At 63.4% G+C, this 14415-nt stretch carries 11 protein-coding genes; all 11 read right to left on the minus strand.

Going from position 1 to position 14415, the window contains the following annotated elements; genetic code table 11:
• Nucleotides 1-4 precede the first annotated feature (4 nt).
• The gene (gene gspM, locus AC1ROB_RS20210; protein WP_492969302.1) at nucleotides 5-583 is read right to left on the minus strand and encodes a type II secretion system protein GspM; all 579 of its coding nucleotides are present in this window, start codon (nucleotides 581-583) and stop codon (nucleotides 5-7) included.
• The gene (locus tag AC1ROB_RS20215; protein WP_492969301.1) at nucleotides 580-1674 is read right to left on the minus strand and encodes a type II secretion system protein GspL; all 1095 of its coding nucleotides are present in this window, start codon (nucleotides 1672-1674) and stop codon (nucleotides 580-582) included. The genes gspM and AC1ROB_RS20215 overlap by 4 nt, the downstream gene beginning before the upstream one ends.
• Nucleotides 1675-2328, minus strand: coding sequence for a prepilin-type N-terminal cleavage/methylation domain-containing protein (locus AC1ROB_RS20220; RefSeq protein WP_492969300.1), 654 nt, complete (start codon nucleotides 2326-2328; stop codon nucleotides 1675-1677).
• A complete protein-coding gene (locus AC1ROB_RS20225) occupies nucleotides 2325-2699 on the minus strand; it encodes a type IV pilus modification PilV family protein (RefSeq protein WP_492969299.1) in 375 nt (124 codons plus the stop codon). Before AC1ROB_RS20225 ends, AC1ROB_RS20220 begins: the two co-directional genes overlap by 4 nt.
• Nucleotides 2699-3100 carry a pilus assembly FimT family protein gene (locus AC1ROB_RS20230; protein WP_492969298.1) on the minus strand — a complete coding sequence of 134 codons (402 nt, stop codon included), beginning with the start codon at nucleotides 3098-3100 and terminating at the stop codon, nucleotides 2699-2701. The genes AC1ROB_RS20225 and AC1ROB_RS20230 overlap by 1 nt, the downstream gene beginning before the upstream one ends.
• Nucleotides 3081-3524 (minus strand): type II secretion system major pseudopilin GspG, encoded by a 444-nt coding sequence (gene gspG, locus AC1ROB_RS20235; RefSeq protein ID WP_492969297.1) that lies wholly within the window; start codon nucleotides 3522-3524, stop codon nucleotides 3081-3083. Before gspG ends, AC1ROB_RS20230 begins: the two co-directional genes overlap by 20 nt.
• Nucleotides 3525-3548: 24 nt before the next feature.
• Nucleotides 3549-4763 carry a type II secretion system F family protein gene (locus tag AC1ROB_RS20240; RefSeq protein ID WP_492969296.1) on the minus strand — a complete coding sequence of 405 codons (1215 nt, stop codon included), beginning with the start codon at nucleotides 4761-4763 and terminating at the stop codon, nucleotides 3549-3551.
• A 2-nt stretch (nucleotides 4764-4765) separates the two neighbouring features.
• Nucleotides 4766-6457, minus strand: a complete 1692-nt coding sequence (locus AC1ROB_RS20245; RefSeq protein WP_492969295.1) for a GspE/PulE family protein — start codon at nucleotides 6455-6457, stop codon at nucleotides 4766-4768.
• 419 nt (nucleotides 6458-6876) lie between these two features.
• Nucleotides 6877-7440 (minus strand): prepilin peptidase, encoded by a 564-nt coding sequence (locus AC1ROB_RS20250; RefSeq protein ID WP_493031536.1) that lies wholly within the window; start codon nucleotides 7438-7440, stop codon nucleotides 6877-6879.
• Nucleotides 7441-7687: 247 nt separating this feature from the next.
• On the minus strand, nucleotides 7688-11284 hold the full coding sequence (locus AC1ROB_RS20255) for an RHS repeat domain-containing protein (protein ID WP_492969294.1): 3597 nt from the start codon (nucleotides 11282-11284) through the stop codon (nucleotides 7688-7690).
• An 89-nt stretch (nucleotides 11285-11373) separates the two neighbouring features.
• A complete protein-coding gene (locus AC1ROB_RS20260) occupies nucleotides 11374-14232 on the minus strand; it encodes an FG-GAP-like repeat-containing protein (RefSeq protein ID WP_492969293.1) in 2859 nt (952 codons plus the stop codon).
• Between the last annotated feature and the right edge of the window lie 183 nt (nucleotides 14233-14415).

The raw sequence follows: 14415 nt of genomic DNA on the forward strand, positions 1-14415 counted from the left end.
GCTCTCATTTGGCGACCCAATATCCTGCAACATCCAGCCGCACCGTTAGACTGACATTTGCTTCATTCTTCTGTGTCGGCAAACCCTGATCCGGCGCCCGGATATCCATACCATCGATGGTCATACTAGGAGCGACAGCGCTTTCTATCCCGTGCAGAATCTCGATCAGCCGATCCGCATCTGCCACCACCTCCACCCGGGCCGTCAGGCGCTCATATCCGCCGTCCTTTACCGGCGGAAGCACCGACAAGGTGCGGACGGATGCTCCGTTGCTTTCCAGAATACGGCGCATTGCCGTCTGCAACGTCGAGGCTGCCAAAGGCTGGTTCGGAGCCTCGATGAAGCCGCGTATCTGGGTGGCATCTTGACGCCGCAGCGCCACTTGCTCGCTCAAACGTGGTTTCTCCGCGGCGTTCGCACGATACCGCGACAATAGCTGAATAGAGGTGGAGGTTGCCTCCTCTACATCCAGATATCGATCGACCATCGGCGCGATGGTAAGCTGCCACCCCACGGCGACCGGTAGGATCAGGAGGGCAATTGCCAGAGCCCGCCGCAAATAGGGAGCTAAGCGGAACATCATGGCTTATCGCTCCGCACCAGCGTAGTCGAAATATCAAAGCGATCGACCTCTGCGCCGCTGCGGCGGGTTGAGGGCGAGCGGAACTGCGAATTACGGAACAGCTCAGATTTTTCCAGAATGGCAATGACGGTCGCAGGATCGGGACCATAGCCATAGAGGCGGATATCGCGATTCTGCAATTGCATCTGATAGAGCCAGGTATCCCCAGGCAGTATCCGGCTCAGTTGGTTTAACATGCGCGAGACAGACTTATCGTCCAGCTTTTCGGCAAAGAAACCGGCCCGCCGGTCTGCTTCCGCCAAATCCCTGCGCAACGCCTCCACCTCCATTGCCACTTTGCGCTCTTTGCCAATATCGACCGCAAGAGCTGCAAGCGCAGATTCCTGGCGGGATAACTGTAGATCGGCAACGACAAGGCCAAGGCTGAACAGGAGCATGGCGAGCGCTGCAGTCGTGATAGCTGCCCAATGCAGCGGCGACCTTATACGAACCTCGCGCAATATATTGATTGCACCATCCGCGCTGCCATCGATCCGCGCCGAGGATGGTGGCAGGCGACAGTGCTGCAGAATCTGAAGCGCACGATCCACCGGCGCGCGTTCAACAACGGCCAAGCTGACCTGCAAACGCCCAGCTGCTTCACCTGTCATCCGCCAGTCGAAATAAGCCTCGCTTGCGGCAAGCGGTGTCTGGCGCGACAATTCGAAGGTCAGGACCTTAGCCAACTGCCGGCGGGCAGCCAAAGGCAGTTCCACCTGTCGCATCAGCACATCCGTTCGCGCCACCAGCAGCACGACATTCAGGCGATCCGGCCGCAATGCCGGACGCATCCGGTGCAGGGCAGCCTGAACCGCGCCCGGCTCCGCTGTTCCCTGATAGACCGGCCGCGGGCCGCTCGTCGTCTGCAGGGTCAACGTGAGGATTTCACCTTCCAGATGCGCCAGCAATTCTGGGCGCGCCAGGCCAAGCCGCAGTTGGATGGATACAGGAACCATGGCCAGCAGCTCTGCGCGCCACCAGCGCAGGCCGTCGCTGGCCAGATCGGCGACCTGCTCAAGAACGGGAAGGACACGAGCCATGCTGAAGCGCATCTATCGGCCCCGACAACGTTGGGTCAGCGGATCCGGCACGCATTCGGCATCCATGGTCACCTTGGGCGCCACCACCAATTCGGGCCAACGGCGACGATCCCCATCGGCAAAACGCACACGAAGGCGGATCAATCCCGGTAATGCCGGACGATCCGTCCAGCTTGTTGACCAGGCTGCAGCAGCTGTGCCAGTGGCACCGAAATAATCCAGGCTGATAGTCGCGACATCGCGCAGCAGCACGACATCTTCAGTCATGCGGGTGGCACCAGCCTGTTCCGATAACGAAAGCACGAGCTGCTTGCGTCCATCCGCACCGGTCACGCGCAACTGCGCCGGAATAAACCCGCCCGAGTAACGCCAGATATCTGGCGGCGGCGTCCAGAAGGCGACGCTGCCGGGCTCGCCACGGAAATCGACGCGATAGCCCTGCGCCGTGGGCGCCGGCAGTGGGTAGGCCTGGTCGAAAGCCTGGCGGATGAGACGTTGTGCCACGCCGATTTCATCGATTGCCGATGCGCGGGCGTTCAGGCCGGCCCAAAGACCATTGGCCAGCCGGAAGCCCTGATACAATGCGCCGGCCATCAGGCTGATCACCACCAGCGCCACCAGCGTCTCGACCAGTGTGAAGCCGCGGTCTCCGGCATGGTGCGTCATGAGCGCACCGCGGCAAGACGCAGGGTGCTGAGTTCCAACAATGGTTTACGCGCAGCAGCATCCCGCACTGCGAGTTCGACGCGATAGAGCCGCACCAGTGCCCCGGCCGGCGCGGCCTGATAGGGCGCGATGGTCAGCTCCCAGTCCATGCCTTCAAGCCACTGGCCGCGCAGCTGGGTGTCGCGCAAGGGAATGTCCTGCCCGACACGATCGAAGGTGCTGGCGGCCATGGCCGTGGCATATTGCAGGCGTTCGGCGCGCGCCAGACCCGCAGCCTGCTCGGTGAAGACCCAAGCTGCGGCCTGAATCCCCAGTGCCAGGATCGCCACGGCGATCAGAACTTCCAGCAGGGTGAAGCCAGCATCCTTCATCAGCGTGGCTCGACCACCATGACGCGACCGGACAGGCGCTCGACCTGCACGGTCGCGCGGCGGGCCTGGGCCTGCAGCGCGATTGCACCGCCGGCCGTGGTGCCGTCGCGCTGGAACAGGAATTCCGATGTGGTGCCCTCAGCCAGCGATACGCCGGCGGGCAAGGCCCGCAGGCCGTCCACCGTCACCAGCACAGCGCGGCCTTCAGCAATCGCGCGACCACGGGCGGCGCGCAGATCGCCCGCCAGGGCCTGCGCGGTGGCCTGCAGGTCGAGGGCACCGCCGCCGCGCTTGGGCCAGACGGCAACCGTGCCGGCAGCGAGCAGCGCCACGATGGCGAGCGTCACCAGCATCTCGACCAGGGTGAAGCCGGCATCGGCTTTACTGCCAGTTGCCGACATCCGCATTCTCGCCGGTGCCGCCCTGCGTCCTGTCGGCGCCGAGCGTGAAAAGGTCGTAATCGCCATGTTCGCCGGGCGCGCGGTACTGGTATTTCTGCCCCCAGGGATCGTGCAGGCTGGAATCCTTTTTTACATAGGGACCGTTCCAGCGCTCGGCATTCGCCGGCTTGGTCACCAGCGCCTGCAGTCCTTCTTCCGTGGCCGGATAGCGGTCGTTGTCGAGGCGGTACATGTCGACGGCCGCGCTCAGCGCCTGAATCTGGATCTTTGCGGTATCCGTCTTGGCCTTGCCGAGATAGCGGATCACCGGCGGCGTCGCCACGCTGGCCAACAGGCCGATGATCACCAGAACCACCAGCAGTTCGATCAGCGTGAAGCCGGCATCCTTGCGATGCCGCGCCCGCCCCTGCTTACGCGCAACCATGTACTTCCCCCTGCCAGACCCTGCCTACAGCACGATCTGGTTGATGCTGAGCAGGGCCGAGAACACCGTGGCGACCAGAAAGGCAATCATCGCCCCCACGCCGATGGTCAGTGCCGGCACCAGGATCGCCAGGAAACGGTCGAGCCGGCGTTTCACATCGCGCTCGATCAATCCGGCGGCCTGGTCGGCCATGGCGCCCAGCCTGCCCGTCTGTTCGCCAACCCTGATCATGTGTACCGCCAGTTGCGTCACCACGCCACTGTGATCCAGCCCGTGAGAAAGTCCGTCGCCTTCTGCAATCGCATCCCCCACCCCGGCGAGGCGGGCCTGGAACGCGGCATTGCTCAATCCCGCCAAGGAGGTACGCCAGGCGACGGTGAGCGGCGCCCCGTTGGTGAGCAGCAACCCGAGGTTGCGACAAAGCCGCGCCGTATCCGCCTTGGCGACAATGTCGCGCAACCCCGGCAGACGCAGCGCCTGGCCGGCACGCCAGAGGCGGAAATCCGGGCGATTCCAGGCCCGCATCACCGCGGCCAGAACCACAGCCAGCAGCAGTGCCAGCACGCCGCCGACCGCCGAGAGCAGATCGGAAGCGGCCAGCAGAAGGGTCATCGACCAGGGCAATTCCACCCCGGCATCGGCCAGCATCGGGCGAAAGGACGGCACCACCACCAGCAGGATGAAAATCACCGACACCACCGCTAGCACCACCAGCAGCGCCGGATAAAGCAATGCCGAGGTGACGGCGCCGCGGAATTCCTCGGCCTTGGTCAGGTCTTCGGCCAGGCGTTCGAGCGTGGCGGCCAATGCGCCGCTGGCTTCGCCGGCCTCGACCAGGGCGCAGTAGAGCGGCGAGAACAGGGCCGGATGCCGGCGCAACGCCGCCGCCAGGCTGCCGCCGCTGCGCACCGCCTCGACCACTTCGCCCAGCGCCTTGCGCAAGGCCCGGTCATTGAGCGAGTCCGTGGCGGCCTGCAGCGCGCGGTCGACCGGGAAGCCGGCCTGCAGCAGCACGCTGAGTTCAAACGTGAACAACGCGACCTCGCGCCGGGTGCCGCTGCTCTCGAAACGCAGCGCGGGCAGGCGCCAGCGCCGCACAGCACCCAAGGCCTCGACCTGCAGCGGGAAATGGCCCTGCGCCTGCAGCCAGCCGGTGACCGCCTGGGCGCTCGCCTCCTCGCGCTCGCCGGTCAGCGGTTCGCCGCTGCGGGCGATGGCCTCGTAGCGGAAAACCGGCATGGTCAGATGTCGCGCGTCACCCGCACCACCTCTTCCACCGAGGTGACGCCGGCGATGCATTTGCGCAGACCGTGCTGGTACATGGTTTCCATACCCTCGGCCGCGGCCGCCTGCTGGATCTGCTGGGCGGTGGCCCGGCCCATCACCAGGCGGCGGATCGCTTCGCTCATCACCAGCACTTCCGAGATCGCGGTGCGGCCTTTGTAGCCGGTGTTCCCACAATGACTGCAGCCCACCGCCCGATGCAGGGTGGCGCCGGCAATGGCAGAAAACCCGAGCCGCGCCGTCAGTTCGGCCGAAGGCTTGTAAGCCTCGCGACAGTGACTGCACAGCACGCGCACCAGGCGCTGGGCGGCCAGGCCGTTGATGGTGGCGGTGAGCAGGAAATCCTCCAGCCCCATATCGACCAGGCGGGTGATGGCGCTGGCAGCATCGTTGGTGTGCAGGGTGGAGAGCACCAGATGGCCGGTGAGCGCCGCCTGCACGGCGATCTTCGCGGTCTCGACATCGCGGATTTCGCCGACCATCATGATATCGGGATCATGGCGCAGGAAGCTGCGCAGGGCAGAGGCAAAGGTGAAGCCGATCTGCGGCTTCACCTGGGTCTGGTTGATGCCGTCGAGCCGGTATTCCACCGGATCTTCGAGGGTGAGGATTTTCACCTCGGGCTTGCGCAGACGCAGCAGCGAGGCATAGAGAGTCGTCGTCTTGCCGCTGCCTGTCGGCCCGGTGACCAGCACGATGCCATGCGGGCGTTCGAGCGCCGACAGCCAGCGCGTCAGCGCCTCGCCTTCCAGGCCGAGGCTGGAGAACTCCAGCGCAATGTTCCCACGCTCCAAGAGACGCAGCACGATGCTTTCGCCGGCCACCGTGGGAATGATCGAGACGCGGATATCGATCTCGCGGCCCTTGATCGCCATGCCGATGCGGCCGTCCTGGGCCAGGCGCCGTTCGGCGATATCGAGCTTGGCCATGATCTTCAGGCGCGACACCACGGCGGCCTGGATCTGCGGCGGCGCCTGCTCGATGGGCTTGAGCACGCCATCGATGCGGTAGCGCACCAGCAGCGCATCCTCGGTGGCTTCCAGATGCAGGTCCGACGCCCCGAGCGCCGCGGCATCCTCGATCCAGCGATGCACCAGCCGGATCACCGGCGCGTCGGAGGCCAGGTCCTTCAGCCGCTCGACATCGTCATGGCGCAGCGCTGCCACCTTTTCGCCGGCGGATTTCGCCAGCGCGGACTGCGCGGTCTGGCCATCGGCATAGAGCCGCTCGAAAGCGCGGTCGAGATCGCTGGCCAGCGCCACCTGCAGCCGCACCGGCAGCTTGAGGCGATAGCCGATCGCTTCGGCCACATAAGCATCGGTGGGATCGACAACGGCGACATCGACGGCCGTATCGGACACCGCCACGGGGATGGCGCGGATCTGGCGCAGGAAAGCGGATGACAGGCGATCGGGCAGCAAGGCCGTGGTGGGAAACTGCTCGGGCCGGATGCGCGGCAAAGCCAGCGCGATGCTCAAGGCCCCGGCGAGGTCGGCCTCGGCGATCAGGCCCAGCTTGAGCAGCACGGCATCGAGCCGCTCGCCGGTCTCGCGCTGCAACCCGCGCGCCCGCGCCAGCGCCGGTTCGGTCAGCCGGCCGGCCGCCACCAGGATGGCGCCAAGCTCGACCAGTCCGGACCCGGACGACACGCCCGTATCGGGCTGCCTGTCTGGTTGCGCGATCACCCCCATCGCGACTGCTACTCCCCCTGCCCCAACTGGCGCCGGCAATGCCCTTGCCGCGGGCCGGAATGGCCCACCGCTGCTACCGTGTCGCACCGGCAGAGCTTACTGGGGATTGCAAGCGGGGACAAATGCCACCGCATACATTCTGGCGCGGCAGCGGAACCGGGCGGACGGCGGAAAGCGCGCCTTTCCAATGGTTTAGCCCAATCGTCCGATGGGACGCGCGGGCGCCATGGCTTAAGCCTCGCGGCGCTTCACCCGGCTTCGCAGCGCTTCGCTGGTGTTCGCGCGGGTTCGTGGCGCTTCGCGGGTGTTCGTAGCGCTTCGCGCGGCTTCGCAGCGCTTCGCGGCAGCTCGGCCGGCCGCCATGCATCTTCCTGTATTCACCTTGTCCAATAGCATGGGCCCGGCGGAACGACAGCCGAGGCTTGAGAACAATATGGAAACAGAATGGCGGATATCAAGGCCGGCCAGGTATGGCGTCCGGACTTGTCAGGGCAGGCCGGGAAACGCCGTGGGCGGGAATACCGCCCCAGAAAGACAATCACCGTGGCGAGGATCAGTCCCGGCCCGAAGGGAATCCGCGTGCCGGCCTCCGGCCAGGCCAACGAGATGCGGCCCAGCCGGCGCCGTCGCAGCAGGCCGAACAGCGCGACACCGAGCAGGCTGAGCACGGCGCCGAGACTGATGACAATGAAGATGCCATCGATGCCGACCCAGAGGCCGGATGCCGCCACGAACTTCACATCGCCGAGGCCGAGTGCCTCGATGTTGCGGCGACGGAGATAGAGGAAGCGCAGAGCCCAAAGCAGCAGCGCGCCGAGGATGGCGCCGGCCAGCAGCGACTGGATCGGGAGCAGAGCGAAATTGTGGAGTGCGTGATAGCTCAGGCCGAGCAGACCGAAGAGAAGCGTGAGCGGATCAGGCAGGCGATGAATGCCGAAGATCGACGATCAACAACACGGCAAGAACGAAACCGGCGACGGCAAGCACAGCGATGTTCAGAAGCATGAGCGTTGCCGGTTATTGCCGCGCTGGATCACATGCAGCGGCACATCGGGCAATGTGAAGCGGGCGTGGCGTGGCATCGGATGGAGCCTGCCGTTGCGACAACTGATCCAGGAACCTCAGCAGATCAACTTTATGATCGCAAGCGGAAACTTGGCCCGTCCACCCGATTACTCCCGATTGCCCTCAATCCTTTCGCTTCTCCCGATGCAAATAATTTCCAGCTACACCAGGAGGGGCCATTGTCGAAGCCTGCCCAGCCATGGCAAACGGGGCAGCAGGAAGGACCAAGGCATAGTTCTTTATTTCATCAACCATTCGCGCCATGCCAGTAAAGTGAATGCCATTTCCTGACGGATCATATGAGCCGGTCGCATTACGGAACCAGTCATGCGGCCCTGCAAACGACTCATTCACCTTATCCATCCAGCTACCGGAGCTATACTCGAGTCCGAAGAAGCTGGAACGAACGTCTTTGGTATTAGGCATAGGCGCACCTTGACATCCGCCCATAAGTGATTTGCAGACTTCGTCTGCCACACGACGAGCACCAGCGAGTTTCTTAAAATCACCAAAGAACCCTTCGCTTTCTCCGTTTATGTTCACCCCACCCTCTGCAATCGACGAATTTGCAATCATATCCACACGCATTGAATAATTTGCATACGACAGCGTGGACATTCCAAAAGAACTCAGAAAGCCTCGAAGCGGGCTTTCACCCTTAACAGCAGAATTCACAGCGCCCACGGCAGATTCCGCAGCAACACGCCCAAACGAATAATTGTTGCCAAAATGAGCTGCGACGGCACCGGACAGCGCGCCCGAAGCAGCACCATAAAGAGCACTCTTCATGTCTCCCCCCATGATCGCGCCTGCGACAAAGCCGGATGCCGCCCCAGCAACGGCACCACCTAATGCAGTTAGGGATGTCAGAACAGCTCCCTCACCTGCGATTGTGACTGCAGTGAACATGGTGCCGTATGTACCTGCAGATACTCCCGCCAATGCTTGAGAAACCAGCAATGAAGAGGCCGCGCCATATGTCAGTACCGCGGCGACGACAGCCACGACCATTCGAACTACGGAATTACTCAATGCGCTCTTGATGGCATCGAAAATCTTGCTGAAGATTTTTCCGATCTTCAGGTATCCGGTCGGATCGGTGTAAGTCAGCGGATTGTTATCAACATAGGCATAGCGATTGAACGCCAGGGTCGACAGTGGATCGGCAATAATCGGATCCGCACTGACAAACCGCGCAATGGTCGCATCATAGAGGCGGCCATTCATGTGGATGAGGGCCAGCTCTTCCAGATGCTCATGGCCGGTATAGCCCCGATCAAGCTGGCTGACGATGCTGTCCGACATATCTGGTGCACCGGTGGTGAAGCGGCGCTTGCCCCAGACGTCGTAACTCAGCCGCTCGACCACCGTGCCGCTGGCATCGGTCAGCAGCGTGGTGCTGCCGAGATGGTCGCGATGGAAGTAGCGCACCGTGGTGGTTTCGGGCGTTTCGCCCACGGCTGCTTCCAGGCTGACCAGCGAGACCAGCTCGCCCCCTACTGAGATATAGCTGTCCCAGCGCAGATGCGCGCCGGCCAGGCTGAGTTTGCGCTCGGCCCGCGCACCCGTGGCCGGATCGGTCAGGTAATGCTTCCTGTCAGTCGGCGTCACCTGCTCGATGCGGTGGTGATCGGCATCATAGGCGAAGCCGACAGCATTGCCGCCTTTGCTAATGCTGACCGGCATATCAAAGGCATTCCAGGTGAAGCTGCGGCCATCGCCGCCGGTCATGTTGCCATTGGCATCGTATTCATAGGACTTGTCGGCCACGCCGGACTGGTTGCTGTCGATAAAGCCGACCGCATGGGGCCGGACGGATTCCGCCCCGGAAGACGGATAGCTGTAGGTGCCGACATCGGATTTGTAGGTGATATTACCGCCGACATATTCCATGGTCAGCGTGGTCTGGCCGGTGGTGGCGGCCGAGATCAGGCGGTTGAGCGAATCATAGCCGATCGTATCGGTGATGCCGGTGAAGCTCTCGGCCCGGCTGGTGACATTGCCCACCGAGTCATAATCGATGGTCCAGGCCTGCAGCGTCGTGCTGCTCTTGGTGGCCGAAATGGTCTTGACCAGGCCTCGGCCGGCTTCGTAGGTGCGGGCGCCGACCACACCATTGCCATAGGTCTCGCCGGTGAGCTGGCGCGCCGCATTGCGGGTGTTCAGCGTCCACACCGCCGTGCTGCCATTGCTGACGCTGAGCAGCTCGCTCAAGGAACTATAGGCATAATCCAGCGTCAGGCCGGAGGGATAATTCAGGCTGGCAAGACGGCTGTAGCTGTCATAGCTCTGGGTGAAGTAGCTGGTATTGCCAGCCTGCGCCAGCACGGTCTGGTTCGGCCGGCCCAGGCTGTCATAGGCCTGCGTGCGGCTGTGGATCACGGCACTGCTGCCATCCGTCGCGGTGGCTGAGGCCAGCTTGCCGATGCCGTAGGTGGCGGTGTCGTAGACCCAGCTGTCGGTCTGTTCGACAACAGCGCTGGCATTCTTGGCGACCTTCGATGTGGTGCGGCCCAGCAGGTCATAGGCGATTTCGGTGGTCTGCAGTTTGGCATCGGTCTGCTTCTTCAGCTGGCCGAGCGCGTCATACTCATACGACCACACACCCTTGTCAGGATCGGACATGCCGACCTTGCGGCCGCGCTTGTCGTAAATGAAGCTGACCGTGTTGCTGTCCTGGTTGTGGACCGTTTTTAGGTTGCCGAACGGATCATAGGCATAGGTGTTCAGCGTCCACAGGCTGGTGCTGCCATCGTCGCGGCCGTTCTTGACCGTGACGGTCTGGCCCTGGCTGTTCTTGGTGGTGATGCGCTGCTCGTTCCACTCGTTGGTCACGGTGGTGACGAGTGCGGCATAGGTGATATTCACCTGCTTGACGACGGCGACACCGCCCTCTTCCTGCGGGCGGTTTTCACGGATCACGCGGCCGATGGCATCGTATTCAAACGTGGTCCAGACCGGCGTGTCGCCCGAATAATACGGGCGATTCTTGCGATAGACGCGGCCGTAGGCGTCATATTCGGTATCGGCATAGATGGCATGCGCCGTGTCGCCGCTGGCGGCATAGCCCTGCGTCTCGACGCGGATCTCGCGTTCCAGCGCGTCCATATACTGCAGCGACTTCGGGCCGATCTGCGTGGTGCCATCCGAGGCCAGCGGCGTGGTGCGGATGGCAGTGCGCGCCAGTGTGGGACAGCCGCTGAGCGTGCCGCTGTTATAGCCGCTGCACCACAGGTATTCCCATTTGGTCTTGGTGCCGTCCGGGCGGGTTTCGAGCGTCTTGCGGCCGAAGCTGTCATAGCTCCAGGTGGTGGTCAGGCCGTTGGGGCCGGTCTGGCTGGTCAGCGTGCCGAATTTCGGATCGTAGACGCGGGATTCGGACTGGCTCAGCGCGTTGGTCACCGTGGCGGGGAAGCGGCCATCCGATGTGTAGGTGGTGCCGGTGCTGCGGCTGGCGATCGCCGCCGTGCCGGTGGCCGGTGAGGACACCGCGACGGCGGTTTTGTTGCCGAAGGCATCATATGTGTAAGTGGTGGTGAGCGTGAACTGCGCGTCATCGGGCTCGATCGTCTCGGTGGCGATCATGCCGGCGGCATCGTAGGTCCAGCTCGACACGCGGGTGGCGCTGGCGGCAAAGGCCTGCGCCGAGACCAGCCCCAGCAACAGAGCCGCGAGGCCATAGACCGACTTCTTCGGCAGGTGCTTTGAAACACGCATCATGTCATTCCCCCAGGCCCTCTGCGGGCCATCGTCTGAATCTTGGCGTCTGAATCGTGGCGTCTAGATCGTGCTTAATACCGTTGCCCGGCTCAGGGCGTCGTGCTGGTCACTTCCGACCGCGTCAGGCGGCCGAGCAACCAGTTGGTGTTGTCGTTGCTGTAGGTGTTGGCGGTGGTTTTGGCATAACCATCGCCGGTCGAAACGCCGACCGCGGTGGCATTGCCATAGCTGTCATAGGTGTAGCTGGTGGTGACTGCCGGCAATGCCGCGCCGGTGAGTTCCCAGCTCTCTTCCAGGCTCTGCGTCAGGAACGGATAGCGCCGCGTGCCGCCGAGATTGCTGCTGCTGTAGGTATTGGTGCTGCGGTTGAGCAGCTGGGCGGCCAGCTTTTTCTCGCGCGACGCCACCAGGCCGGCGAAGGGATAATCCTGGCGATAGCTGGTGAGCTGTTCGACCCCGGTCTGCTCATCGCGCACCGTCATCTGGCGGAAGCCGAGGAAGCCGCGGCCCTGCAGATCGGACTTGGCGCCGGCATAGCGATAGGTGCTGCGGTATTCGCCGCCGAGGCCGTTGCTGCTCTTCACCTCGGAAACGACATAGAGCGGCCCGACCATATCCTGCGCCGGCCACACCGCCTTGTTTTCGCCGCTGTCGCGCGTATAGAGTGCGCCGGTGCTGACCGATGGGGCATAGGCCACCTGCGTCACCGCGCCCTGCCCGGCCGTGATGGTGTGCAGCTGGTCGGGGATGGTGCCGGCGGGGAAAACGACCTGGGCAATCGGCTGGTATTTGTGGATCTGAACGATATCCGTGCGGCCATCGCCATTCACATCGACCGGGAAGGTGGCGTAGCTGGTCAGGTCCCAGAACGGGCCGGTCGAGCCATTCGACTGGTAGAACACCTCGTCAAAGGTGCCGTTGCCGCGCGAGAACAGCAGGCGGGCGTAATAGTCGGGCGAGGCGACCTGGGCGATCTGGAGGAAATCGGTCTTGCCGTCGTTGTTGTAATTGATCGGGAAGGCATAAGCGGCGCCCAGCGCCATGAACGGGCTGTAGACCTGGTTGGGGCCGGAGAAGAGCAGATTGTAGGTCCAGTCGCCATTCTGCCGCAGCGATTCCATGCAGTGGCAGGAGGTGGTGGCGATCTTGGCGATATCGATCATGCCGTCGCCGCCGAAATCGACCGGGAAGGCATGGCCATCGGTCGAACGCCAAACCGGATTGTTGGCCCATTCGGGCTGCGCCCAGAGCTGGGTGAAGGTGGCATCGGCATTGGCGCGCAGGATGAAGGCGAAGTAAGACCCGATGGCCTGCACCAGGATTTCCGTGCGGCCGTCGCCATCCATATCGACGATATGCAGCACGGAATCGCTGGCCGGGCGGAACGGGCCGTTGGCCGTGCTGGTCTGGTTGAACACCTGGGTGAAGCTGCCGTCGCCATTGGAGCGCAGCATCTGCGCCACCGCGCCGCTTTTCTGGTTCTGGATGATGTCGGCGCGGCCATCGCCGTTGTAATCGATGGCATAGGTCACATTGGTGGCGTCGTTGCCCTCCCAGAAGGGGCTCGCCGCGTTGCTGTAGATCTGGGTGAAGGTACCGTCGCCGTTGGAGCGCAGCACCTGGGCCGCCACCTGGCCGCCGGATGCCGTCTTGGCGATCTGGATCACATCGGTGAGGCCATCGCCATCCACATCGGCCAGGATGGTGGGATTGCCATCGACCTGGCGGAACGGCGTCTGCGCCACCGTCTGGCTGAACACCTGGGTATAGGTGCCGTCGCCGTTGGACTTCAGCACCTGCGCCACATCGGTGGTCTTGCCGATCTGCAGGAAATCGGTACGGCCGTCGCCGTTTATATCGATCGGGAAGGTCGGATGCGTATCGGTCGCCCAGAACGGGCCGGTATTGGCATCGGTCTGGTGGAAGACGCGGGTGAAAGCGCCGTTGCCGGTGTTGTTATAGGCAAAGGGAATCGCCGTGTTGCTCCAGCTGAAGCCGGTCGCCGGCAGACAGGTGCTGGCACCGTCGCACTGCGTCACCGAGGTCAGCCGCGAGCGCCGCGTCGCCGGGCTGGCTTCATAGGCCAGGCGGTATTCGCGCGTCAGGTTCGAGCCCTGCCAGGCCTGGACCTTGGCCAGCCGCTGGGTGACCTGCACGCGGCTACCAGCCTGGTAGGCTGGCGTCGCGTCGGGCTGCGGATCGACGGTGGTGACGTTGTTGGGCAAAGCCGGCGGGGCCGCCAGGCGGTCCTCGTAGACAAAGCGCACCGAGTTGTTCGGCGCGACGCTGCCATTGCCGGTGTAATCGATGCGGCTGGGCTGGTAACCGCCGTTGGCGCTGTCTTCGGTATAGCTGACGGTGAAATAGTTGGCCTTGGTATCCGCGGTCTTGTTCAGCGCCCAGACGCGGATTGAAGCCTTGCCCTGGGCTTCGATCTTGCTATCGGCCGTATTGCCGAATTCCATCACCAGCCCGGCCTTGGTCCAGACCTTAAACCAGCTCGGGCCGGAGCCGGCGCCGCCGTAGCTGACGACCTTGCTGAAGCTCTCGCGCTCGGTGCGATATTCCGTGCTGTCGGCGCCATAGGTGCCAGAGGTGGCGATCAGGCGCTGACCGTCGAGGCAGAAACGGTCATCGGCATCGAAGTTGATGCTGCCGGCGACGCCATCCTGGGCAATCGTCTTGCCGCACCGGGTGATCGCCGGCAGGCCGGACAGGCTCCAGCCGATGCCGAGCAGCCCGTTGCCGCCGCGGCTGTCGTAGGACAGGGACAGCTTGGGCTCCAGCCCGGCCGTGCCCGGGACGACACTGATCGGGATGGTGTAGCTGGCCGAGCCGGGATCGGTGACCTCGAACTTGCCCGGCAGGGTCATCTGGGCCAGGGCTGCTGCGGATGCAAACGCCCCGGCCAGAGCCACAACCAGGCCCGCTTTCATCCGATCGGTCACCACAACCCCCAAGCCCACGATTCGCCTTATTTTCTACCTTAAAGGTGAGCTAAAAGACTGACGCCAAAATTGTCAATCTTCAATTTATTACCCTTTTCAGTAAACATCAGTTGCCCGGGGTTGTGCTGGTGACTTCCGACCGTGTGAGCCGGCCGAGCAGCCAGTTCGGTGCATCGTTGCTGT

The organism is Ferrovibrio sp. GW821-FHT12F09 (assembly GCF_058806775.1).